The 24,512-nt window shown below is 48.1% G+C and carries 23 protein-coding genes and 1 other annotated feature; of the genes, 22 read left to right on the plus strand and 1 reads right to left on the minus strand.

Annotation, left to right across the window (positions count from 1 at the left end; all coding sequences use genetic code 11):
* Positions 1 to 122 precede the first annotated feature (122 nt).
* The 12 genes from spoIIGA (at position 123) to ACRRNK_RS07630 (ending at position 10,975) form a co-directional block, all read left to right on the plus strand.
* Positions 123 to 1,085, plus strand: a complete 963-nt coding sequence (spoIIGA, locus tag ACRRNK_RS07575; RefSeq protein WP_433946148.1) for a sigma-E processing peptidase SpoIIGA — start codon at positions 123 to 125, stop codon at positions 1,083 to 1,085.
* Between the two features lie 12 nt (positions 1,086 to 1,097).
* The gene (gene sigE / locus ACRRNK_RS07580; RefSeq protein ID WP_433946149.1) at positions 1,098 to 1,820 is read left to right on the plus strand and encodes an RNA polymerase sporulation sigma factor SigE; all 723 of its coding nucleotides are present in this window, start codon (positions 1,098 to 1,100) and stop codon (positions 1,818 to 1,820) included.
* A 120-nt stretch (positions 1,821 to 1,940) separates the two neighbouring features.
* The gene (gene sigG, locus ACRRNK_RS07585) at positions 1,941 to 2,723 is read left to right on the plus strand and encodes an RNA polymerase sporulation sigma factor SigG (protein ID WP_068616382.1); all 783 of its coding nucleotides are present in this window, start codon (positions 1,941 to 1,943) and stop codon (positions 2,721 to 2,723) included.
* A gap of 138 nt (positions 2,724 to 2,861) precedes the next feature.
* The gene (locus ACRRNK_RS07590; protein ID WP_433946150.1) at positions 2,862 to 3,170 is read left to right on the plus strand and encodes a YlmC/YmxH family sporulation protein; all 309 of its coding nucleotides are present in this window, start codon (positions 2,862 to 2,864) and stop codon (positions 3,168 to 3,170) included.
* 105 nt (positions 3,171 to 3,275) lie between these two features.
* A complete protein-coding gene (pgeF, locus tag ACRRNK_RS07595) occupies positions 3,276 to 4,130 on the plus strand; it encodes a peptidoglycan editing factor PgeF (protein WP_433946151.1) in 855 nt (284 codons plus the stop codon).
* Positions 4,131 to 4,136: 6 nt separating this feature from the next.
* A complete protein-coding gene (locus ACRRNK_RS07600) occupies positions 4,137 to 4,829 on the plus strand; it encodes a YggS family pyridoxal phosphate-dependent enzyme (RefSeq protein WP_433946152.1) in 693 nt (230 codons plus the stop codon).
* Positions 4,829 to 5,278 carry a cell division protein SepF gene (locus tag ACRRNK_RS07605; RefSeq protein ID WP_433946153.1) on the plus strand — a complete coding sequence of 150 codons (450 nt, stop codon included), beginning with the start codon at positions 4,829 to 4,831 and terminating at the stop codon, positions 5,276 to 5,278. Before ACRRNK_RS07600 ends, ACRRNK_RS07605 begins: the two co-directional genes overlap by 1 nt.
* Before the next feature lie 7 nt (positions 5,279 to 5,285).
* On the plus strand, positions 5,286 to 5,561 hold the full coding sequence (locus ACRRNK_RS07610) for a YggT family protein (protein ID WP_433946154.1): 276 nt from the start codon (positions 5,286 to 5,288) through the stop codon (positions 5,559 to 5,561).
* Positions 5,561 to 6,343, plus strand: coding sequence for an RNA-binding protein (locus ACRRNK_RS07615; RefSeq protein ID WP_433946155.1), 783 nt, complete (start codon positions 5,561 to 5,563; stop codon positions 6,341 to 6,343). Before ACRRNK_RS07610 ends, ACRRNK_RS07615 begins: the two co-directional genes overlap by 1 nt.
* Positions 6,344 to 6,446: 103 nt before the next feature.
* Entirely contained in the window at positions 6,447 to 6,947 is a 501-nt protein-coding gene (locus ACRRNK_RS07620; protein WP_251378142.1) for a DivIVA domain-containing protein, read from the plus strand.
* A gap of 69 nt (positions 6,948 to 7,016) precedes the next feature.
* Positions 7,017 to 7,299: a binding site (T-box leader), on the plus strand.
* A 65-nt stretch (positions 7,300 to 7,364) separates the two neighbouring features.
* Positions 7,365 to 10,460: an isoleucine--tRNA ligase gene (gene ileS / locus ACRRNK_RS07625; protein WP_433946156.1), complete on the plus strand. Its 3,096-nt coding sequence runs from the start codon at positions 7,365 to 7,367 to the stop codon at positions 10,458 to 10,460.
* Between the two features lie 218 nt (positions 10,461 to 10,678).
* Complete coding sequence (locus ACRRNK_RS07630) at positions 10,679 to 10,975, plus strand: DUF5665 domain-containing protein (RefSeq protein WP_433946829.1); 297 nt, start codon at positions 10,679 to 10,681, stop codon at positions 10,973 to 10,975.
* On the opposite strand, the gene ACRRNK_RS07635 is transcribed toward ACRRNK_RS07630, so the two are convergent.
* Entirely contained in the window at positions 10,962 to 11,699 is a 738-nt protein-coding gene (locus ACRRNK_RS07635; protein WP_433946157.1) for a TraR/DksA C4-type zinc finger protein, read from the minus strand. The two genes, ACRRNK_RS07630 and ACRRNK_RS07635, sit on opposite strands and share 14 nt — an antisense overlap.
* A 201-nt stretch (positions 11,700 to 11,900) precedes the next feature.
* Here ACRRNK_RS07635 and lspA point away from each other — a divergent pair, with 201 nt between their 5' ends.
* The 10 genes from lspA to pyrE all read left to right on the plus strand — a co-directional run bounded on the left by lspA (position 11,901) and on the right by pyrE (position 24,457).
* Positions 11,901 to 12,395, plus strand: coding sequence for a signal peptidase II (gene lspA, locus ACRRNK_RS07640; protein WP_433946158.1), 495 nt, complete (start codon positions 11,901 to 11,903; stop codon positions 12,393 to 12,395).
* The gene (locus ACRRNK_RS07645; RefSeq protein ID WP_433946159.1) at positions 12,392 to 13,309 is read left to right on the plus strand and encodes an RluA family pseudouridine synthase; all 918 of its coding nucleotides are present in this window, start codon (positions 12,392 to 12,394) and stop codon (positions 13,307 to 13,309) included. Before lspA ends, ACRRNK_RS07645 begins: the two co-directional genes overlap by 4 nt.
* 341 nt (positions 13,310 to 13,650) lie before the next feature.
* On the plus strand, positions 13,651 to 14,904 hold the full coding sequence (locus tag ACRRNK_RS07650) for an LL-diaminopimelate aminotransferase (protein WP_433946160.1): 1,254 nt from the start codon (positions 13,651 to 13,653) through the stop codon (positions 14,902 to 14,904).
* Positions 14,905 to 15,422: 518 nt separating this feature from the next.
* Positions 15,423 to 15,956, plus strand: a complete 534-nt coding sequence (gene pyrR, locus ACRRNK_RS07655; RefSeq protein ID WP_433946830.1) for a bifunctional pyr operon transcriptional regulator/uracil phosphoribosyltransferase PyrR — start codon at positions 15,423 to 15,425, stop codon at positions 15,954 to 15,956.
* Positions 15,953 to 16,867: an aspartate carbamoyltransferase catalytic subunit gene (locus ACRRNK_RS07660; RefSeq protein ID WP_433946161.1), complete on the plus strand. Its 915-nt coding sequence runs from the start codon at positions 15,953 to 15,955 to the stop codon at positions 16,865 to 16,867. Before pyrR ends, ACRRNK_RS07660 begins: the two co-directional genes overlap by 4 nt.
* 59 nt (positions 16,868 to 16,926) lie before the next feature.
* Entirely contained in the window at positions 16,927 to 18,213 is a 1,287-nt protein-coding gene (locus ACRRNK_RS07665; protein ID WP_433946162.1) for a dihydroorotase, read from the plus strand.
* Between the two features lie 462 nt (positions 18,214 to 18,675).
* The gene (locus ACRRNK_RS07670; protein WP_433946163.1) at positions 18,676 to 19,812 is read left to right on the plus strand and encodes a carbamoyl phosphate synthase small subunit; all 1,137 of its coding nucleotides are present in this window, start codon (positions 18,676 to 18,678) and stop codon (positions 19,810 to 19,812) included.
* 1 nt (position 19,813) lies between these two features.
* Positions 19,814 to 23,032 carry a carbamoyl-phosphate synthase large subunit gene (gene carB / locus ACRRNK_RS07675; protein WP_433946164.1) on the plus strand — a complete coding sequence of 1,073 codons (3,219 nt, stop codon included), beginning with the start codon at positions 19,814 to 19,816 and terminating at the stop codon, positions 23,030 to 23,032.
* 55 nt (positions 23,033 to 23,087) lie between these two features.
* Positions 23,088 to 23,816 (plus strand): orotidine-5'-phosphate decarboxylase, encoded by a 729-nt coding sequence (gene pyrF / locus ACRRNK_RS07680; protein WP_433946165.1) that lies wholly within the window; start codon positions 23,088 to 23,090, stop codon positions 23,814 to 23,816.
* Positions 23,816 to 24,457 (plus strand): orotate phosphoribosyltransferase, encoded by a 642-nt coding sequence (gene pyrE, locus ACRRNK_RS07685; protein WP_433946166.1) that lies wholly within the window; start codon positions 23,816 to 23,818, stop codon positions 24,455 to 24,457. Before pyrF ends, pyrE begins: the two co-directional genes overlap by 1 nt.
* The last annotated feature ends 55 nt before the right edge of the window (positions 24,458 to 24,512 follow it).

A 24,512-nucleotide genomic window follows, 5' to 3' on the forward strand; every position in this document is an offset into this window, starting at 1 on the left:
TGGACAATAAGACTGAACGGGGGACAAAACATTTCAAAGTGGTAATCTCTTAAGTGTTCTTAGCATTTCCATGACGCTAGCAAATGAAGAGCTGCTTTCCGTGGAAATAGGCAGGTGAAGCCGTGGTTGTTTATATTGATCTTATTTTCCTTATGAACCTGGTCATTGATGGAAGTCTTCTCTGGGTTACAGCGTGGATGCGGAAGCTGAAGGTGAAGAAATGGCGTACAGCTGCAGCAGCGGTAATTGGCGCTTTATATGTGCTTATGATGTTTCTGCCTCAGCTGTCTTTTTTGTATACGTTCCTGACTAAGTTTTTATTCTCAGTAATTATGCTTTGGGTTGCCTTCGGGTTTGGAAGTCTGCAAAACTATCTCCGGAATATGGGTGCTTTCTATATCGTCAATTTCGTCGCGGCCGGGGGGATTCTTGGTATCCATTATTTGCTGCAAAGCTCTGGAGAAGTATGGAGCGGCATCTGGTATACGACTACTGGAGGAGCGGGCTTTGAAATAAAGCTGGGGGCCTTGTTCATCCTGGTTGTTTTTGCGGTCGTTCTGCTGTGGTTCAAGTCCGTTCAATCCTCCAGACAAAGGCAGCAGCGTTTAAACACCTACCTGGGAGAAGTAACGGTTCGTATTGAGGAAGTGGAAGTAAGCTGTACGGGACTCATTGATACAGGGAACCAGCTTACAGACCCGTTAACCAGGATGCCGGTCATGGTTATGGAAGCCTCGCTCTGGGAGAACTTTCTCCCGGGGGGCTGGGCTGGCAAGCTCAGCAGTGGCGGAGCGGACAACCTCATTATGGAGCTAAGTGAAGACTCAGCTTTCCCTTGGAGAGATAGACTGCGGCTGGTTCCCTACCGGGGGATTAATAAAGGTTCGCAGTTTATGATTGCACTCAAGCCGGATACGGTAAGCGTTGTGATCGGAGACAAAAGAACGACAACGAGCCGGGTGCTGATCGGATTAGACGGTGGAAGGCTGTCGTCTGAAGGAGCTTATAAGGCCATTATCCATCCACAGCTAACGGAAGAGACAAGCGAAAGCGACCAGGCAAGTGCAATTGCTAACGTGATATAGGAGGTTTGGGCCATGCTTGTAAAATGGAAATTGACACTTCAACTTCAGTATTATAGGCTGCTGTTCCTTTTAGGGATGAAAAGTGAAGAAATTTATTATATCGGGGGGAGTGAGGCGCTTCCGCCTCCTTTAACACGTGAAGAAGAGGAGTTTTTGCTGCAGAAGCTCTCCAGTGGAGATGCAGCCATAAGGGCGATGCTGATTGAACGCAACCTGCGCCTGGTTGTGTACATTGCCCGTAAATTTGAGAACACAGGGATCAATATTGAAGATCTGGTCTCAATCGGAGCCATTGGATTAATCAAAGCCGTCAATACTTTTGATCCCGAGAAAAAGATAAAACTTGCAACCTACGCTTCGCGTTGTATCGAGAATGAAATTCTGATGTATTTGCGGCGGAACAGCAAGATCAGATCCGAGGTATCTTTTGACGAGCCGTTAAATATCGACTGGGATGGTAATGAATTGCTGTTGTCGGATGTTCTGGGCACCGAGAATGACACCATCTACCGCAACATTGAAGAGCAGGTGGACCGTAAGCTGCTTCACAAGGCGCTGGAAAAGCTTAGCGATCGGGAACGCATGATTATGGAGCTTCGCTTTGGACTTACCGATGGGGAAGAGAAGACGCAGAAGGACGTGGCAGACCTGCTTGGGATCTCACAATCTTACATTTCCCGTCTTGAGAAAAGGATCATCAAGCGTCTGAGAAAAGAATTCAATAAAATGGTGTAGCCCCAAAATATAGGAATAAAAAGACCTCCCTCGGAGATAATGTACATTAGTTTCACCGCAGATTAGGTAGGGCCGCAGAGCCTTACAGGTTTGATCTGTATCCTTGGGAGGTAAGACACGATGACACGAAACAAAGTCGAGATTTGCGGTGTCGACACTGCAAAACTACCTGTTCTAACGAATGCGGAAATGCGTGAATTATTCCACTCTCTACAACAAGACCACGTGCGAGCAGCAAGAGAAAAGTTAGTAAATGGGAATCTGAGGCTCGTGCTCAGCGTAATCCAGCGGTTCAACAATCGGGGTGAGTATGTAGATGATTTGTTCCAGGTCGGTTGTATCGGACTAATGAAGGCTATTGATAATTTTGATTTATCGCAAAATGTGAAGTTCTCCACCTATGCGGTTCCTATGATCATCGGTGAGATCCGTCGGTATTTGAGGGACAATAACCCAATTCGGGTCTCTAGGTCCCTGCGGGACATTGCATATAAGGCGCTTCAGATGCGGGACAGTCTGACGAACCGGAACTCACGCGAACCGACCGTACTTGAAATTTCGGAGGCTTTGAACATACCTAAGGAAGACGTAGTATTCGCACTAGATGCTATCCAGGACCCCGTATCCCTCTTTGAGCCTATCTATCATGACGGCGGGGATCCGATCTATGTGATGGATCAGATCAGCGATGATAAGAACAAGGACGTATCCTGGATCGAGGAGATCGCGCTGCGTGAAGCCATGCACAAGCTTAACCGCAGAGAGAAGATGATTCTGTCCATGAGGTTTTTTGAAGGTAAGACCCAGATGGAGGTTGCGGATGAGATTGGTATCTCTCAGGCACAGGTATCCAGGCTGGAGAAATCCGCTATTTTACAGATGCAAAAGCATGTGAAATCCTGACGGCCCGAAAGGGACCGTCTTTTTTTGTGCTTGATCTTATTTTTTGGATAAGAGCCTCATATATTTAACAGACAAGGGCGCAAGAGGTCCTGACAGGTACTGGATGTATGATGTGCACAAAGGGGGAGAGGTTGCTTGGTGAAAATCTCCGATTTCCAGACGAAAGATGTTATTAATGTAGTGGACGGAAAAAGACTCGGTCAAATTAGTGATCTGGAGCTTGATCTGCGCCAGGGACTTATCGAAGCTATCGTAGTTCCGGGCTACAGTAAATTTATGGGGTTGTTCGGGGGCGGTAACGATATGGTCATTCCCTGGCGGAATATTGTAAAGATCGGTTCGGATGTCGTGCTTGTAAAGCTGGATGAAAGCCGGATCAGAACCCAGGAAAATGATAACACGATCTATATTGAACGAGACAGACATGAGGGACGCCGGAGTTTGTAAGGCTGCTAAGATGGCTCGCTATATGCAAAACTCCTGGATTCAGGGTTAGTAAAGTTCCGAGCATATGGTACACTGTATTAAGGTGTTATTAGGAGGATATGGGATATGGAACCGTTTGTTAGGGTAAATATAAAGGACGGGGAGCCGGAGCGACTGAGCATACGTTCTTGGGAGGAAGCCTTTCCGGAACTGAGCGTTGGCTTTACCGGAAGGGGCGGCGGGGCGGGAGCCTCTCCCTATGATAGTCTTAATTTGGCTTTGCATGTAGGAGACGATCCAAATGTGGTGATTGCCAACAGGGCAAAGTTAGCGGAATCTTTGGGATTCTCATTCGAGGCATGGACCTGTGGAGAACAGGTCCATGACACCCGTGTAGGAGTGGTAGGAGCTGAACAACGTGGACGGGGGAGGCTCGACAGAACAAGCAGCTTTGAGGATACGGACGGCCTGATTACGAATGTGCCGGGAGTTTTGCTTACGTCTTTCTATGCGGATTGTGTGCCGCTTTATTTCTTCGATCCTGTACATCATGCTGTTGGCCTAGCTCACGCGGGTTGGAAAGGAACAGTTCAGCAGATTGCCTCGCAAATGGTTATGAAGATGGAGGAAGCTTACGGCAGCAGACCGGACGAGATCAGAACAGCGATTGGCCCTTCTATAGGGGATTGCTGTTATGAAGTTGATGAGCATGTGATGTCCAGGGTTAGAAGTATTGTGCCTGAACATTCACAGCGGGAATTGGAAGAGAAGGTAGCCTCTGCGTCAGTTAATACCGGCAAAAGCATGCTGAACTTGAAAGAACTGAATCGAATCATTATGATAAAAGCAGGAATTTTGCCGAGCCATATCGAATGTACATCATGGTGTACAAGCTGCAGTACCGATGTCTTCTTTTCCTATCGCAAGGAGAATGGAATTACCGGTCGTATGGCCAGCTGGATCGGAATGAAGGAGAGGTGATCCTTCTTGAGCTTGAAGGAACGGATTGAACATGTGAACACACGAATCAGACAAGCCTGTGAACGAAGTGGAAGGCAGCCTGAAGAGATTAACATAGTAGCGGTGACGAAATACGTCTCGGTAGAGGCAACTGAAGCGGTGCTTGACCAAGGGCTTACACATATTGGTGAGAATCGCTTGCAGGTGGCAGGTCCGAAATGGGAAAAGCTTGGCGGCAGAGGTACCTGGCATTTCATTGGCCATTTGCAGACCAATAAAGTGAAGGATGTTATTGGGAAGTTTGGGTATATCCATTCCTTGGACCGCCTATCCCTGGCTAAAGAGCTGGAGAAGAAAGCCGCCGCGGAGAATACGTTTATTAAGGTATTTGTCCAGGTTAATATATCTGGTGAGGAGACTAAGCAGGGCCTTGCTCCAGGTGAAGTGCCTGGCTTTCTTGAAGAGATTCGGAAGCTGCCTCATCTCAAGGTAATCGGGCTAATGACTATGGCCCCCTTCGAGGGTGACCCGGAGGATACAAGACCTATTTTCAGAGGGCTAAGGGAGCTCCGAGATCAGCTGAATGAGAAGTCGTTAACAGACGAGCCGATGGAACATTTATCGATGGGAATGTCGAATGATTTTGAGGTGGCGGTTGAAGAAGGGGCGACATGGCTTCGCCTCGGAACTCTATTAGTGGGGAAAGAGGAGGAGAATTAATGGGAGTCATGAATAAATTTATGAATTTCTTTGGTCTTCAGGAAGAAGAGGAAGTTGTGGAACGAGAGAAATTCCAGGAGACGGATGAACCTGAGCTTGAAACTCCGAGCTTCGACGCACGTAGAAATCAAAGGGGAAGTAATGTGGTAAGTATTCATTCCCAGAAGAATGTGAAGCTGATCTTGAATGAGCCTCGTTCTTATGATGAAGCGCAAGAGATTGCAGATCATCTGCGTTCGCACCGCGCAGTGGTTGTCAATCTGCAGCGTGTCCGTAATGATCAGGCCCTTCGTATTATCGATTTTCTGAGTGGTACGGTCTATGCTCTGAGCGGTAGTATTTCCAAAATTGGCGGAAACATCTTTCTGTGCACCCCGGATACGGTTGAAATTCAGGGCTCCATTACTGAAATTCTAGCCGACGAACAAGAATATAACAGAATGAGGTGACCGGAGTTTGAGCAGCATTGAGACGATTATTTATGCCTTGTATCAAATTTATACGTATATGATTATCATTTACATTCTGATGTCATGGATACCGAATGTCAGGGAGAGCTTTATTGGTGACCTGCTTGGGAAGCTGGTTGAGCCATTTCTTGCTCCATTCCGCCGTTTCATACCGCCGGTTATGGGCATGATTGATATTTCTCCAATCGTAGCCTTATTTGTACTCCGGCTTGCTGTTATTGGGCTTGTTAGTGTGATCGGCTATCTTACAGGAAGCAGATAATGAAGATTGACATCTATGAGCATTTCCGGCCGGAAGAACGAATGTTTGTTGACCGGGCATGGGAGTGGATTGTTGGAGCCGGGGAATACCATGAAGTGAAGTTAACCGATTTCCTGGACCCTCGTCAATTCTTCATCCTGGAATCTCTGGCTAGAAGGAACCCCGAGGTGAGCGTCCGGCATGACGGCGGGTATGAAGGAGCTGAACGGGTTCGCGCTCTTATAGCCCCGGGCTATCGGGATTTATCCTATGAACCGATGAAGCTTAAAGTTCTTGATATATCTTCTCTTGACCAAAAGCTGGACAGCTTGGAACACGGAGACTATATGGGGGCCCTGCTGTCCTTGGGACTGAAGCGTGACAAGATTGGAGACATCCATGTTCTTGAGGATGGCTGCAATGTAATTGTTGCTGAAGAGACCGCGGACTACCTTCGTGCTAATCTGCGTCAAGTCCACAGGGTCAATGTATATACGGAGATCAAGGATTTACATGAACTTCGTGTATCGAGTCAAAGCCTGGATTCCATGGTGCTGACCGTGGCTTCCTTGAGATTGGACGGGATTGTCAGTGATGTGTACCGGCTTAGCCGAAGCAAGGTTTTGATTCCAATCAAAGCTGGCCGCTGTCGAATCAATTGGAGGACAGAGGAAGACCCTTCAAAGAATTTAAAAGAAGGGGATGTTGTCTCTCTGCAGGGATTTGGACGGTTCAAAGTCCTGGAGCTCGACGGCGTGACGAAAAAAGGGAGATTCCGTGTGAAAATCGGGAAATTTGTGTAGAAGACAGCAGGAAATCTTCTTGATCTGTCGAATTGGAATACAGTGTACAGAGCGACAACCTGATCTTCTGCCTTGTTGTTCAAATTTTTAGGAGGTGCGCAGCATGCCATTAACGCCGCTGGATATACATAATAAGGAGTTCTCTAGACGTCTTCGCGGTTATGACGAAGATGAAGTGAATGAATTTCTCGATCAGATCATTAAGGATTACGAGAGTGTCATTCGGGAGAACAAGGATCTTCAGAACCAGCTGCTGACGGTGCAGGAGAAGCTTGACCATTTTGCTACGATTGAAGAATCGCTGAGCAAGACGATCATCGTTGCCCAGGAAGCGGCGGACGAGGTTAGAAACAATGCGAAGAAGGAAGCTCAGCTTATTATAAAAGAAGCAGAGAAGAATGCGGATCGTATTATCAACGAATCCTTAAGCAAATCCCGCAAGGTTGCCCTTGAAGTTGAAGAACTCAAGAAACAGGCATCCGTGTACCGGGCTCGCTTCCGGGTACTGGTCGAAGCACAGCTGGAACTTTTAAGTCAAGATGGCTGGGAATCTCTTGAAGAGGATACCAAACGCGGTGAGCGTGAAGTGCGCGAGATTTACTAGGCCTTCTCCAGGTTGACATTATGACCTAAAACAGGTATAAATAAGAACATATCATTTTAACTGCAAAGCAATCTTTTGATGATGGGAACCAGTACGCTGAACCCCTTGATCCCCAGAGAGTTGGCATCCTGCTGAAAGCCAACGTTCAAGAGCCAGACGGAATATCCTCCCGGAGAAGTTAAGCCTAAATTTGCAGAGATCAAAGTTCTCTGGAGACGTTAAGCTTTACCGGCTGCCGGCCGTTATACCGGACCCATATCAAGTGTATGGACTAAGTTGTCAATCTTTCATCTGCCACGCTGAAGGAAGATTGGAACAAGGGTGGTAACGCGAGCATAAGTTCGTCCCTTTAGGGACGGGCTTTTTTTGTTGTTTTCAGACTATGATTTTACGTTGGAGAAAGGAAGGCTGTTAGGGATGCAAAAGGTGGATGTGAAAGAAAAAGCCCGTGCGCGGGAGAAACGGATTTTGGCCAAATGGAATAGTGAGGATACGTTCCGCAAAAGTATTGAGAACCGGGCAGGGAGACCGAACTACGTGTTCTATGAGGGACCTCCGACTGCGAATGGACGACCTCACATCGGTCATGTGCTTGGCCGTGTAATCAAGGACTTTATTGGGCGTTATCAGACTATGAACGGTTACCGGGTTGTCCGCAAAGCTGGCTGGGATACCCATGGTCTGCCGGTGGAGCTCGGTGTGGAGAAGCAGCTTGGAATTTCCGGCAAGCAGGAAATCGAGAATTATGGGGTTGAAGAATTCATTAAGAAGTGTAAGGACAGTGTCTTTGAATATGAGAAACAGTGGAGAGAGCTGACCGAAGCGATCGGCTACTGGACGGATCTTGATGATCCTTATATCACGCTTAAGAACAGCTATATTGAGAGTGTGTGGAACATTCTGTCCACTATCCACAAGAAGGGGCTTCTGTATCGTGGTCATCGCGTGAGCCCTTATTGCCCTTGCTGCCAGACTACCCTAAGTTCACATGAAGTGGCTCAAGGCTACGAAGATGTTAAGGATCTTAGTGCGACCGCCAAATTCAAGCTGAATGACAGCGAGGAATACATTCTTGCATGGACGACGACACCATGGACGCTGCCAGCGAATACTGCGCTTGCTGTGAATCCGTCAATCACTTATGCGCGCGTTAAGCAGGGCGACGAAATATTTATTTTGGCTGAAAGTCTTGCCAAGGATGTACTTAAGGGCGAGTATGAAGTTCTCTCCACTCTGAGTGGTGCGGAACTGGTCGGCAAGAGCTACAAAGCTCCGTTTGACTACATCCATCCTAAGAATGGCCTGGTGGTAGTGGGCGCTGAATTTGTAACGGATTCCAGTGGTACAGGGATCGTTCATTTGGCTCCGGCTCATGGTGAGGACGACTATAGAACCTGCCGCGAGAACGATATCGAATTCATTAGTGTCGTTAACCTTCAAGGAAGATATACCGAAGTGGTAACCGACCTCGCAGGACGTTTTGTGAAGGATTGTGATCTGGATATCGTCAAATTGTTGTCCGAGCGCGGATTGCTGTACAGCAAAGAGAAGTATGAGCACAGTTATCCATTCTGTTGGCGCTGTAAATCGCCGCTTCTGTACTATGCTATGGACAGCTGGTTCATCAAGACAACCGCTGTGAAGGATCAGCTGATCGCCAACAATAACAGTGTGGACTGGTATCCAGGACATGTTCGTGAAGGACGCTTTGGTAAGTTCCTGGAGGATTTGGTGGACTGGAACATCAGCCGGAACCGCTACTGGGGAACTCCGCTGAACGTATGGGTCTGTGACAAAACAGGCAAGGAATTCGCCCCTGCAAGCATTGCTGAGCTGAGAGAGCATGCCATAGGCGATGTACCTGAGGATATTGAACTGCACAAGCCTTATGTGGATGAGATTAAGCTTAAATCTCCATTCCATGAAGAGGGTGTCATGACACGGACATCGGAAGTCATCGACGTATGGTTCGACAGTGGCTCCATGCCATTTGCCCAGCAGCATTATCCATTTGAGAATGAGAAGGAATTCAGCGAGCAGTATCCGGCGGATATGATTTGTGAAGGGATTGACCAGACGCGCGGTTGGTTCTACAGTCTGCTGGCGGTCTCCACTCTGTTCACCGGTAAAGCACCGTATAAAGCTGTAATTGCAACAGGGCACATCCTGGATGAAAATGGGCAAAAGATGTCCAAATCCAAAGGTAATGTAATCGATCCTTGGGATATCATTGAAGAGTATGGCACCGATGCCTTCCGCTGGGCGCTTCTGTCCGACAGTGCGCCATGGAACAGCAAACGTTTCTCTAAAGGTATCGTAGCTGAAGCCAAATCAAAAGTTGTCGACACGCTGGTTAATACCCATGCGTTCCTTACATTGTATGCCAATATCGATGGGTACCGTCCTGAGGAGCAAGCTTATCGTCCTTCTGAGAGCAAGCTGGACCGTTGGGTGCTGTCGCGCCTGAACAGTCTGATTCTGACTGTGGATAAAGGTCTGTCGGTGAACGATTTCCTGAATCCGGCCAAAGCGATTGAACAGTTCGTGGATGAGCTCAGTAACTGGTACATCCGCCGTTCCCGCGACCGCTTCTGGGGCAGCGGACTCAGTGAAGATAAGCTGTCTGCTTACCAGACACTAACGAATGTTCTGGTTACGCTGGCCAAGCTGACCGCTCCGTACACGCCTCTACTTGCTGAAGATATTTACAGCAATCTAGCTGGGGAGCTTGAAAGTGTCCATTTTGCGGATTATCCAAAAGCAGATGAGTCCCTTATTGATAAAGACCTTGAGCAAGATATGGAGACGGCTCGTCAAATTGTCGAGCTGGCCCGTAATGTTCGGAATGAGACAGGAATTAAGACGCGTCAGCCGCTGTCCGAGCTGATTATCTCTATTGATCGAAGCTTTGCAGTTGCGGATTATGAAGAGATCATTAAGGATGAGATTAACATCAAACACATTGAAATGGAGCAAAGCGACAGTGGATTTGTTGATTTCACGCTGAAGATGAACCTTAAGGTCGCTGGGAAGAAATATGGCAAGAATGTTGGCTTCCTGCAAGGTTATCTGAAGGGTCTTGCTGCGGACGAAACCCGCCGGATCGTAAGTAGCGGCGTTCTTCATATTACCTCCCCAGAAGGTGAGGAGCTTGAGATTACAGCAGAGGAACTGCTGGTTGAGAAGCAGGCGAAGCCTGGATTTGCATCTGCCTCCGGGTACGGGATTACAGTTGCCTTGAATACCGAGATTACCCCTGCCCTTGAACAGGAAGGACTGGTTCGTGAGGTGGTTCGTGCGGTTCAGGACACACGCAAGAAGCTGGATCTTCCGATTGAGAAAAGGGTTCACCTTACGCTCAGTGTAGATGATGAGCTGAAGGCTGCCATTGCCGCTTTTGACCATGTGCTTCGTGAAAATGTACTTGTTACGGAAGTATCCTTCGGGGATAAGGAAGGCTCGGAGCAGGTTGATTTGGGAACCAAACAGATCAAAATTCATATTGCCGAATAAAAACAGCATGGTTCTCTGAATTAGGGCCATACTAAATAGCAAAAAATAACTAACGAGCTTTAGCCAGAAATTCCCCCTAGGAAAATCTGGCGGGCTCGTTTGTATTTTGAATGAAGCAGCTTAAAGGCCACCTACGGAAGGACTGAACAAGTCAAATGATACACCGCAAGCCGGTGAATGCAGCTAAAGAAACTGAAGAACAATTGCTGGATGGGACGATGGAAGAGAAGATGGGAACTGTATATAAAGTGACTCTCCATTGGTCACATGAACTGGAGAAGTCACGAATTTTGGAGTATACCCAGCTTATGATGAAGCCGTGGAGGCTTATTTGGCTGAACCTAATCTTCGGTGCCTCCCGCGGGGTGGGGATTGCGATCGGGTTCACTATTTTTGCGGCGACCATTGTATACTTCCTTCAAGTGTTAGGGGCGCTTAATTTGCCGATTGTCGGTGATTATATTGCTGATATTGTGCGTATTGTCCAGCGTCAGCTGGAGCTTAATACTCGTTAGAGCCGGTGCCTAAGGAATCCTCAGATTCCAGATGCTTGGTGCTGCTCATATGCTTGCGATACTGCCCATTCCGGTAAAAGAATACGTCGGTACCCGTGATGTCGGTTGCGACAAAGCTTTCGTACGGCTCAACGAATCCATCCAGCTCACTGTCGGCTTCAATCTCCATATCATTGTAATTGTCAATTTCGTTGTCCTCCGCCATAGCCGGCGAGTTAGAGGTTCCATAGCTTTCGAGAATTTGCCAGGCATCCTCTCCATCAAAGCCGTTCTGATCATCTCGCTCATCAAGGCTGGTTCGGCCGAAGGGAGGGTACAGGAATTCCTCTTCAATAGGACGTTTGCTGGAGACTTCTCTTTGTGGTGTATGCTCCTTGCAATATGTGGTTTCGGGGATGGCGTTCAGCCGGTCATAACTTATGGGCTGGCCGCAGGTAATACATACTCCATAGCTCCCTTCTCTGATTCGATCCAGAGCGTCATCAATCCGGTCCAAACGGAGCTCAGCATGCTCAGCCAAGGCTAAATCCTTGCCACGCTCGAACATTTCAGTACCGAGGTCCGCGGGATGATTGTCGTTGGTGGATAATTCATCAATATTTTCGCGTGTAGTTGCAGCCATCCCAAAATGCTCATTGTAGGCCAGACGGCTTGCAATATCCTCGCGCTGCTCCCGTAGTCTTTGTTCAAGAGTGGTAATCTGCTCTTTGCTTAGATGAGACATAAGGGTTCTCCTTTCTTATGTGCACAGAATGTAAAAGCACTTACCTCTAGGTTGTGCAGAGGGGGGGTGTTTTAGAGGAGGAAAATCCTATCGTACGTGGACGTTTTCTTTCCTGCTGTGCTACAATATACAAGGCTAAATTGTGGTTAATTCTGCCGGATTGTGCGGTGGGTAATATCAAAAACGAGGTGACGATCTGCAGTGATTTATTACTTAATCGCATTCATTGTATTTCTGATTGACCAGGGAACCAAATATATTGTGGCCACAAAAATGCAGCTGCACGAGCAAATCCCTATTATCGGAGATTTTTTTGGACTTATGTCACATCGGAACACTGGAGCGGCATTCGGAATACTCGAGAACCAACGTTGGTTCTTTATAGTCATCACGGTGATTGTGGTCTTGGCCATCGTATGGTATCTGCAAAGAATCAAGAACGGTAAAAACAAGCTGCTTCCGACTGCCTTAGCGTTGGTGCTTGGCGGTGCAATTGGAAACTTTCTGGATCGTGCGCTTAATGGAGAAGTAGTGGATTTCCTGATGCTCAATTTCGGAAGCTATACATTCCCAATCTTCAATATCGCTGATTCGTGTATCGTTGTGGGTGTGGCGTTAATTATTCTGGATTCGTTCCTGGATATGAGCAGACAGAAGAAAAAACAGGCAGACGCAGGGAGCGAACAGACTTCATGAATGAAACTCTTGAATGGACGGTCACACCAGGCACGGCTAAAGAGCGTATAGATAAATATGTGAAGGAATGTCTTACTGAAGATTATTCCCGGAGTCAGGTCCAGCTGTGGATTGAGGAGGGGCATGTCACAGTTAACGGTAACGCCGTCAAGTCCAATTACAAACTTGCTGAGGGCGATGTCGTGTGTGTCAGCATCCCTGAACCAAGCTCTGTTGAAATTGTACCCGAGAATATTCCTTTAGATGTGTATTATGAAGATCCGGACGTTATTGTCGTCAACAAGCCTAGAGGTATGGTGGTTCATCCCGCACCAGGTCATTCTTCAGGAACCTTGGTCAACGCGCTAATGTACCATTGCAAGGATCTTTCGGGGATTAATGGCGAGCTGCGTCCTGGTATTGTTCACCGTATCGATAAGGATACCTCAGGGTTATTGATGGCGGCCAAGAACGATAAGGCTCATGCATCGTTGGCCGCTCAACTTAAGGATCACTCCGTAACACGTAAATATTTCGCGCTTGTGCATGGAAATGTGGCTCATGATCAGGGAACGGTGGATGCACCAATCGGCCGTGATACCTATGACCGCAAGATGTTCACGGTTACCGAGCGGAACAGTAAGACAGCAGTCACTCATTTTCACGTTGCGGAGAGATTCGGGGATTACACGCTGCTTGAGCTAAAGCTGGAGACCGGCCGCACACACCAAATCCGGGTGCATATGAAGTTCATTGAGCATCCGCTAGTAGGAGATCCGTTATATGGTAGAAGTAAAGGGATCAAGATGAATGGACAAGCCCTGCACGCTGCTGTTCTTGGATTTATTCATCCGTCCTCAGGTGAATATCTCGAGTTCTCAGCTCCCATTCCGGATGATATGGAGAATTTACTTATCTCTCTCCGGAACCGGTAAATTATCCATAAAAGGCATTTCTAGAAACGACCACTTGTCCCTATAAGGAACAGTGATTGGTTTCAGAAATGTCTTTTTTATTTGAATTAAGGAGATGTTAAAGACAGATTCTTGAAGTGCATCCCTGATTGTAGTTATGCCGGGCATGACGAACAGGATGTCCTTATTTGTTCAGTGTACCTGCAAAGCCAATTTCAATAACCGCCCCTCATTGGTTAAAGCGTGAAACAGGGCCACCATAGATGGTCAAATAGTACAAACGATCTGACGGATAATCCATTGTGAAAAGACTTCAATTCCAGCATATTAAACAATAGATTTAGTTAAGGAGATGGACTGGCATGAGTATTGAACAATACCAACAAACTTATATTCAGAACAATTTTGCAGACCGCATTGGCGGCGCTAATTACGGGAAAGATACCGCAATTTATAAATTCGAGAAAATCAAACGCGCAAAAGCGGCAGCCAAGAAGGATTTTCCGGATGTTGAACTCATTGATATGGGTGTGGGAGAACCTGATGAAATGGCTGATGCAGGTATCGTGGCTAAGCTTGCTGAAGAAGCTGCCAAACCAGAGAACCGCGGTTATGCTGATAACGGAATCGTAGAATTCAAAGAAGCTGCTGCGAAATATCTGAAGGAAGTATTCAGTGTAGAAGGAATCGATCCAGTTACCGAAATCGTTCACTCAATCGGCTCCAAGCCTGCGTTGGCTATGCTGCCTTCATGCTTCATTAATCCTGGAGATGTAACGATCATGACTGTTCCAGGTTATCCTGTTCTCGGAACACATACCAAATACTTGGGCGGAGAAGTGTACAACGTACAGCTTACTGAAGAGAACAATTTCCTGCCTGATCTGTCTTCGATTCCAGAAGAGATCTGCGCACGCGCGAAGCTTCTCTATCTGAACTATCCGAATAACCCTACAGGTGCCAGCGCAACTAAAGAATTCTTCACTGAAGTCGTTGCGTGGGCTAAGAAGCACAACATTGTAGTAGTTCATGATGCTCCATATGCCGCTTTGACTTATGATGGTCTCAAGCCGCTTAGCTTCTTGTCCGTTCCAGGAGCCAAGGATGTTGGAGTTGAACTGCACTCCCTGTCTAAGTCTTACAATATGACAGGCTGGAGAATTGGATTCGTAGCAGGTAACCCGCTTGTAGTTAAAGCATTCAGCGATGTGAAGGACAACAATGACTCCGGTCAGTTCATTGCCATTCAGAAGGCTGCGGCATACGGACTTGCAAATCCTGAAATTACCGAGAAGATTGCGGATAAATACTCCCGCCGTCATGACATGCTTGTAGAAGCACTTAATGAGCTGGGCTTCAAAGCCAAGAAACCAAAAGGTTCATTCTTCCTTTATGTGGCTGCGCCGAAAGGCGTGGTAGGTGGACCATCCTTTGAGAGCGGTGAAGCCTTCTCGCAATATTTGATTCGTGAGAAGCTGATCTCCACTGTACCTTGGGATGATGCAGGCTCCTTCGTCCGTTTCTCTGTTACATTTATTGCTAAGGGTGAAGAAGAAGAGAAGCGTGTTATTTCCGAGATCAAACGTCGTCTTGGTGATGTGAAGTTTGAATTTTAATTGAACAAGAATTTAGAAGCTGCCGCGGGATAATCCGGCAGCTTCTTTGTGTATGAGGGATAATGTTGACCATAGGAAAGACTAGGCAAAGAAATTGGTTGTATTTCATGTGGATAATTATGCAGATTTATTGTATAATTATGAGTACAGATATGATAATAAGGAAATCCTCTGACATCTTTGAATTGGTAAAGCGACAATGATCGACAATACCTACGAAAGCCCGCCTTGACAGGTTCCCGGTCTTCTGTCATAATTCATGTAAATCAATAGCACCTTTAAATCAGTCCCGTGAGGCTGGCAAGGTAACGTGAATGAGGTTAGTTCGGAATGGTTCAACACCGCGCGCTGCGCTGGTGCCCCTTTCGTATAACCTGTGACAGTCATAGTCTAATCTGTGACTCGAGAACTCCTTGCCTGGAACCTGGGCAAGGAGTTTTTTTGTAGCCCTTCACGGAACCTGATGAATTTATCATTAGGAGGCGTACACTGTGAGCACTGAAGCACAACACGTCATTATGGACGAAACGGCAGTTAGGCGGGCGCTGACTAGAATTGCACATGAAATTTTAGAGAAGAACAAAGGAATTGAGGGTTGTGTTCTGGTAGGGATTCGGACTCGAGGAGTATTTCTGGCCAAGCGGATTGCAGAAAGACTTGAGGAGATCGAGGGAACCAAGGTTCCTTGGAGTGAAATTGATGTGACCCAGTACCGGGACGACCGATCTGCCACCAGCGCGAAGATACATTTGGGTCAACAGCTTGGGGATCAGACAATCCAAGGTAAAAAAATCATTCTATGTGATGATGTTCTTTATACAGGCAGAACGATACGGGCGGCCATGGATGCTCTTATGGATTGCGGCAGACCTGAATCGATTCAGCTGGCAGTTCTGGCTGACCGGGGTCATCGGGAACTTCCAATAAGAGCTGATTATATCGGCAAGAATGTCCCTACCTCGAAGGCTGAGGAGATAGAGGTGCTTCTTCAGGAGTTTGACGGCGTGGATCAGGTGAGAATCATACAGCAACGGGAGGGCAACAGATCATGACCATTTCAATGTCAGCAGTGAGGGAGCGCAGTCTGCTTGGTCTTAAGGAGATTAGCAGGGATGAGATTTCTTCCATACTTGATCGGGCAGCGTATTGGGAGAGTCAGAAAGAGAAAATGATCCCGGTGCTGAAGGATCGTTTTGTAGCGAATATGTTTTTTGAGAACAGCACACGCACCCGATTCTCCTTCGAAATGGCACAGAAACGTCTTGGAGCTCAAGTTCTGAATTTCGCAGCAGCGGCATCCAGTGTTGAGAAGGGCGAGTCCATCTACGATACGGTTCGCACCCTGGAATCAATGGGAATTGATGCCGGTGTCATTCGGCTTAAGCCGATAGGGCTATTGGCCGAGCTGGCCGAGAAGGTATCAGTTCCGCTGGTGAATGCGGGAGACGGCAATAATGAGCATCCTACCCAGGCGCTGCTAGATTTGTATACGATGAAGAAACAGTTCGGGGACCTGAAGGGACTTCGCGTTTCCATCATCGGTGACATTCTACACAGCCGGGTGGCAAGATCGAATCTGTGGGCGCTTGAGAAGTTCGGAGCTCATGTGAAGTTCTGTGCACCGCCGAGTATGCAAGCTCCAGAGCTTGCTGAGCATGCACCTTATGTAACTATGGAAGAAGCTTTGAAGGCTGATGTGGTGATGATGCTTCGGGTTCAACTGGAGAGACATGCTGTAGGAATGTTGAAGTCTGCCGAACAATATCGTCTGCAATACGGTCTGACCGAGGAACGGGCTGCCCAGCTAGAGCCAGGGGCAATCATTATGCATCCGGCCCCAGTCAATCGAAATGTAGAGATTGATGACGGTCTGGTGGAAAGCGATAAATCGCGAATTTTCCCACAAATGTCAAACGGGGTTCCGATCCGGATGGCAGTTATGGAACGCGCTTTGAAATTGTAACGGCGAATGCCCATAAACGATATGATATCAGCAGGGAAATAAGGGAGCGGAGGTTAGTCATGAAGCTTATAATCAAAAATGCCAATATTCTTGGTGCAAATGACCAGCTTGAATTAAAGACGGTTGTCCTAAGCAATGGAGTTATTGAAAGTGTATCCGATGCTGCAGGCAGCGAGTCAGTAGAATCAGCGGATACAAAGGTTATCGACGCGCAGGGAAAGCTCGTATCTCCAGGATTTATCGATATGCACGTTCATTTGCGGGAGCCGGGATTTGAATATAAAGAGACCATTGAGACAGGGGCACGTTCGGCGGCTAAGGGAGGGTTCACTACGATTGCATGTATGCCAAATACGCGCCCGGTGACAGACAATCCGGAGACCGTGAAGCTGGTGCTGGACAGAGCTAAGGAAGCGGACCTTGTGAATGTACTTCCTTATGCTGCAATTACCAAGAGTGAGCTTGGGCGTGAGCTTACAGACTTCGTAGCCCTCAAAGAATCCGGTGCGATCGGATTTACAGATGACGGAGTAGGTGTTCAGAGTGCTCAAATGATGAAAGATGCCATGAAATGGGCCGCTGAGCTGGGTATGCCGGTTATCGCTCACTGTGAAGACAACACGCTCGTTGAGGGAGCCCCGGTTGCCGAAGGCGAATTCGCTAAGAAGCATGGGCTTAAAGGGATTCCTAATGAATCCGAAGCCATTCATGTAGGTCGCGACATCTTGCTGGCCGAAGCTACAGGCGTACACTACCATGTCTGCCATGTCAGCACTGAGCAGTCCATCCGGTTGATCCGGCAGGCTAAGGAGATCGGAATCAAGGTAACCGCTGAGGTATGTCCGCATCACTTGATCCTTTCAGAAGAAGATATCCCTAGTCTTGACGCCAATTGGAAAATGAACCCCCCACTGCGTTCACGCCGTGATGTGGAAGCCTGCATTCAGGCTATAGCGGATGGCACGATCGATATTATTGTGACTGACCATGCCCCGCATAGTGAAGAAGAGAAAGCCAAGGGAATGCAGCTTGCACCTTTTGGTATCGTAGGATTTGAGACAGCCTTCCCGCTGCTCTATACGAAATTCGTGGCTACTGGCAAGTGGACTCTGGCTAAACTAATCCAGCGGATGACCTCTGATCCAGCCCGTGTCTTTGGCCTTAAGGCTGGTAAGCTTGAACCCGGTGCGCCTGCCGACCTGACGATTGTGGATCTGGACTCCGAAAGAGCCGTAGACCCATCGACGTTTGCTTCGAAGGGACGTAACACGCCTTTCACAGACTGGAAGCTTCAAGGCTGGCCAGTCGCGACAATCGTAAGCGGCAAAGTAGTCTGGTCCGAATAGAAGTAAAGTAAGACCAAGAGCGAATCCCGCAGGGAGAGCGACTCCAAACAGAGCAGAACTCAAGAGCACAAAAGCAACTCTCCCGGGCCCTGCACAAGCCAAGAGCGAATCCCGCAGGGAGAGCGGCTCCAAGCAGGACAGGGATCAGAAGCAAAATAAGCAACTCCCTGGGCCTTGCGCAAACCAGGAGCGTGTCCCGCAGGGACGACAAGCGGCTCTATGCAGCTCAGCCCAGAGAGCAAAATATAGAAGCACCACGCACCAATGCTTTTTCGCAGCTAAGGAGCACCGCAGTCAAGCGGGTCCCTGAAAGGGACGGCAAGCGCTCCTTGCACACAGTACTAAAGCAAAGCACAAATAAATCCTTCGCCAACCTTTCGGGTGTCCAGAGGGCAAAGCCCTTGGGGCCCTCCCTTCTAGGGAGGGTTTGGGAGGGTCAAAACTAGAGGAGATGATATCGTAATGCAGGCAAGATTATTGCTCGAAGACGGTACTTTATTTACAGGCAAATCTTTTGGAGCAGATGTTGAGAAGACGGGTGAGGTTGTATTTAATACCGGTATCACCGGTTATCAGGAAGTTTTGTCTGATCCATCCTACTGCGGACAGATCGTAACAATGACTTATCCGCTAATTGGTAACTACGGGATTACCCGCGATGACTTTGAATCTGTAGCTCCATCCATTCATGGATTCGTGGTGCGTCGTTACGAGGAGGTACCGAGCAACTGGCGTGCACAGAATAGTGTAGGCGATCTGCTTAAGGAGTATGGCATCCCAGGAATCAGCGATATCGATACCCGCATGTTAACCCGGATTATCCGCCACCACGGAACAATGAAGGGAATTCTTACGACTTCATCTAAGTCCATCGAAGAATTGAAGGAAATGATTCAGGCAACCAGCATTAATGAGCTGAGAAACCAAGTGGCACGCACGTCCACTAACCATATTTACACCAGCCCTGGCGAGAAAGAGCGTATTGTGCTCGTCGACTTCGGCGCTAAGAGCGGAATTCTCCGTGAGCTTACCAAACGCGGCTGTGACGTTATCGTAGTTCCTCATGACACAACGGCTGATGAGATTCGCCAGCTGCATCCGGATGGCATTCAACTGTCCAACGGCCCTGGGGACCCGAAAGATGTTCCTTATGCAGTCAAAATGGTCTCCGAATTGCTCGGTGAGTATCCGATCTTCGGTATCTGCCTCGGACATCAGTTGTTCGCACTTGCCTGCGGAGCTGATACGGAGAGCCTGAAGTTCGGTCACCGCGGAGGGAACCATCCGGTTAAGGAACTTGAGTCCGGACGCTGCTACATTACTTCCCAGAACCATGGTTACACGGTAACGGAATCCTCGATTGCCGGAACCCCGTTGGAAGTGACACATATTAACAATAACGACAAGACCATTGAAGGTCTCAAACATACGAAATTCCCTGCATTCTCCGTCCAGTACCATCCAGAGGCTGCACCAGGTCCATACGACAACAGCTATCTGTTCGACCGTTTCCTTGAAATGATCCGTACACATAAAGAGCAGAACCCAACTAAACCGCGTCAGGCGCTAATTATGGCTGCAGCGAAAGGAGCGCGTTAAGATGCCAAAGAATAACGAACTTAAGAAGATCCTGGTTATTGGTTCCGGACCGATTGTAATCGGTCAGGCAGCCGAATTTGATTATGCGGGTACACAGGCCTGCCAGGCGCTGAAAGAGGAAGGCGTAGAGGTTATCCTGATTAACAGCAACCCGGCAACGATTATGACAGATACAAATATGGCGGATAAAGTATATATCGAGCCAATCACACTTGATTTTGTAACCCAAATTATTCGCCAGGAGCGTCCAGACGGATTGCTCCCAACGCTTGGCGGACAGACAGGTCTTAACATGGCTGTTGAGCTTGCACGGGCGGGCGTACTAGAGCGTGAAAATGTCAAGCTTCTCGGTACCCAGCTAACTTCAATTGAGAAAGCAGAAGACCGTGATTTGTTCCGCGAGCTTATGCGCGAGCTGGAGCAGCCAGTACCTGACAGCACGATTATTACTACAGTTGAAGAAGCTGTGAATTTTGCGAATGAGATTGGGTATCCGGTCATTGTCCGCCCAGCCTACACTCTTGGGGGAACTGGCGGGGGTATCTGTGCGAATGAAGAAGAGCTGCTTGAGACAGTAGCCGCCGGTATTCGTTACAGCCCAATCGGTCAGTGTCTGATCGAGAAGAGTATTGCTGGCATGAAAGAAGTAGAGTACGAGGTTATGCGTGATGCGAATGACAACTGTATTGTTGTCTGCAACATGGAGAACTTTGATCCGGTGGGCGTACATACTGGAGACAGTATTGTTGTGGCGCCGAGCCAAACGCTCTCTGACCGGGAATATCAAATGCTGCGTTCCGCATCATTGAAAATCATTCGTGCCTTGAATATCGAGGGTGGATGTAACGTACAGTTCGCGCTTGATCCGCAAAGCTACCAATATTATGTAATTGAAGTAAATCCGCGGGTAAGCCGCTCTTCAGCTCTTGCCTCCAAAGCTACAGGCTATCCGATTGCCAAAATGGCTTCCAAGATCGCGCTGGGTTATACGCTGGATGAGATTGTTAACCCGGTTACCGGCCAGACTTATGCATGCTTCGAACCGACACTGGATTATATCGTCAGCAAAATCCCGCGTTGGCCGTTCGATAAATTCATCAGTGCCAACCGTAAGCTCGGTACACAGATGAAAGCTACGGGAGAAGTTATGGCTATCGGCCGGACTTTTGAAGAATCCATCCACAAGGCGGTTCGTTCCCTTGAAATCGGGACTCACCGACTGCTCTTGAAAGGAGCGGATCAGCTTAGCAAGGAAGAACTCGACAGACGACTGGTTCAACCTGATGATGAGCGCCTGTTCCTGGTTGCCGAAGCCTACCGCCGCGGTTATGAGCTTCAGCAGATTCAAGATTTGACGAATATTGACTGGTGGTTCCTTGACAAGATCGAGCGAATCGTGAATTTTGAGAAAAAGATCACGGCAGAAGCCGAGCTTTCAAGCGAGACTTTATATGAAGCCAAACGCCTTGGATTCACAGACCGGGCCATTGCAGAGCTTCGCGCCGAGGCTTCACGCAGTGAATACACTACGGAGAACAGTGTAAGAAGTCTTCGACTGGAGCAGGGACTGCGTCCTGTATATAAGATGGTAGATACTTGCGCGGCAGAATTTGAAGCCACAACGCCGTACTACTACTCCACATATGAGACAGAGAATGAAGTTCTGCCTTCAACAAAGGAGAAAATTATCGTCCTCGGTTCTGGTCCAATCCGGATCGGTCAAGGGATCGAGTTCGACTACTCTACGGTGCATGCAGTCTGGGCGATCCAAAAGGCGGGTTATGAAGCCGTCATTATCAACAACAACCCGGAGACCGTATCGACTGACTTTAACACGTCGGACCGACTGTACTTCGAGCCACTATTCTTCGAAGATGTAATGAACGTCATCGAAGAAGAGAAGCCGGTTGGCGTTATCGTGCAGTTCGGTGGTCAGACTGCGATTAACCTTGCTGCGCCACTGCAAGCCGCTGGTGTGAAGATTCTTGGAACAAGCCTGGAGAGCATTGATGAAGCGGAAGACCGCAAGCGGTTTGAAGCTCTTTTATCCAGACTTGATATTGCACAACCTAAAGGCAGCACAGTAACTTCCGTTGAAGATGCGGTAGGCACTGCTCAGTCCCTTGGTTATCCTGTACTGGTTCGCCCTTCCTACGTACTCGGCGGCCGCGCAATGGAAATTGTGTACTCGGATGACGAATTGCTGAGATACATGGAGCAAGCGGTACAAATTAATCCTAAGCATCCGGTACTTATTGACCGCTATATGCTGGGTAAAGAAGTCGAAGTAGATGCCATCTGCGATGGAGAGACTGTGCTGATTCCGGGAATTATGGAGCACGTTGAACGTGCAGGGGTTCACTCAGGTGACTCGATTGCCGTATACCCGCCTCAGTATCTGTCTGAGACACTGAAGCAGAAGATTGTTGATGTTACCATTAAAATTGCCAAAGAATTGAAGACCGTCGGTCTGGTAAATATCCAGTTCGTTATCTACAAGGACGAAGTGTATGTGATCGAAGTGAATCCGCGTTCTTCACGGACCGTTCCTTTCCTGAGCAAAGTAACGAATATTCCGATGGCTAATGTAGCTACACAGTGTATTCTTGGCACCAAGCTTAAAGACCTGGGTTATGTGGATGGATTATGGCCAGAGAGCGAGTTTGTCTCGGTAAAAGTACCGGTGTTCTCTTTTGCCAAATTGCGCCGGGTAGAGCCTACGCTTGGTCCTGAGATGAAATCGACCGGTGAGGTTATGGGTCGCGACCAGAACTATGCGAAGGCCTTGTACAAAGGGCTGATCGGTGCAGGTATGAAGATTCCTGCAACAGGTTCTATGATTGCTACGGTATCTGATAAAGACAAAGAAGAAGCTATTGAACTGTTCCGTGGATTCAACAACCTGGGGTACAACATTATTGCAACTGGTGGTACCGCTGAAGCCCTGAAGGAAGCTGGTATTCACGTAACGACTGTGAATAAGCTTAGCGAAGGCACACCTAATATTCTTGATTTGATCCGCGGAGGTAAAGCTCACTTTGTGGTCAATACATTGACGAAGGGCAAAGAGCCTGAGCGTGACGGATTCCGAATCCGCCGCGAAGCAGTAGAGAATGGCGTGGTATGTATGACTTCACTGGATACGGTTCGCGCATTACTTACGATGCTCGAATCCATTAACTTTACTTCACAGGCAATGCCTTCATTAACTACTGTCTAATCCTTCTTCTGCATCAGGGCATTAGAACTGATTATAGGGAGGAGAATGTAACAAAATGAGAACTAATAATATTGCCGGACGTTTGATGGTAGCCTTGGACTATTCCTCAGCAGAGGAAGCCAGGCTGCTCATTGATCGGCTTCAGGGGATACCCTGCTATATGAAAGTTGGCATGCAGCTGTACTATGCGGCTGGCCCCGATTTCGTACGTGAATTGAAACATAAAGGTTATAACGTATTTCTGGATCTCAAAATGCATGATATTCCGAATACGGTCAAAGGTGGCGCGAACAGTATCACCCGTCTTGGTGTGGATATGTTCAATGTTCACGCCGCAGGCGGTGTGTTGATGATGAAAGCTGCCAGAGAAGGCGTGAATGAGGCTCTTGCACAAGATGCCTCTCTCACTGCCCCATTGATCATTGCTGTAACCCAGCTTACCAGTACCGATCAGCGGACGTTGAACGAAGAGATTGGTATTCCGGGTGCGGTTGAAGAAACCGTGGTTCGTTATGCCCGCAGAACGCTAGAAGCCGGTCTGGACGGGGTGGTTGCCTCGCCGCTGGAAGTGAACGCGATTAAAGATGCCTGCGGTACAGAGTTTAAGACGGTCACACCGGGAATTCGTCCGCAGGGCAGCGAGAAGGGTGATCAGTCCCGGACACTTACACCGGGTGAGGCCATTCGTAGAGGAACAGACTTCATCGTAGTAGGTCGTCCGATTACCGCGAATGCGGATCCGAGACGCGCGGCTGAGCAAATCATAGAGGAGATGACCATCTAGTGCTGAATCAACGAGAAACAGAGTCCAAGATTGCAGAAAGTCTGCTTGAGATTGGCGCGGTTGCGCTACGCCCACATCAGCCATTTACGTGGACCTCTGGCATTAAATCACCGATCTATTGCGATAATCGTCTTACGATGTCATTTCCCGAGGTTCGTGATCTGATCGCTGAATCGTTCGCAAGCTTGATCCGAGAGCAGTACCCGGATACAGAAGTCATTGCGGGTACTGCAACAGCAGGGATTCCGCATGCGGCCTTCGTATCGCAGAAACTAGGTCTGCCTATGGCATATATCCGCGATAAAGCCAAAGGGCATGGCAAGGAGAATCAAATCGAAGGTCTGATTAAGTCAGGTCAGAAGGTAATCGTGATTGAAGATCTGATCTCCACAGGAGGCAGCTCCATCAAGGCAGCGCAAGCGGTCCAGGAAGCTGGAGCTACGCCGCAAGCAGTGCTTGCCATCTTCAGTTACCAGCTGGACAAGGCGGTAAATGCCTTTAGTGAAGCAGGGATTGCGATTCAATCTTTATCAAATTACACAGCCTTGATTGATGTTGCTGTGAAGAAGGGTACCATTCAAGAACAGGATTTGGAACTGCTCAAATCCTGGAGAGAAGACCCATCGTCATTTGGCAATTAAGAGATGAATTCGATTTGGTAAAAGAATTAAATAGTTATGCGTGAAGACAGCCGAC

The sequence above is a fragment of the Paenibacillus sp. SN-8-1 genome, assembly GCF_050995535.1.
GTDB lineage: Bacteria > Bacillota > Bacilli > Paenibacillales > Paenibacillaceae > Fontibacillus.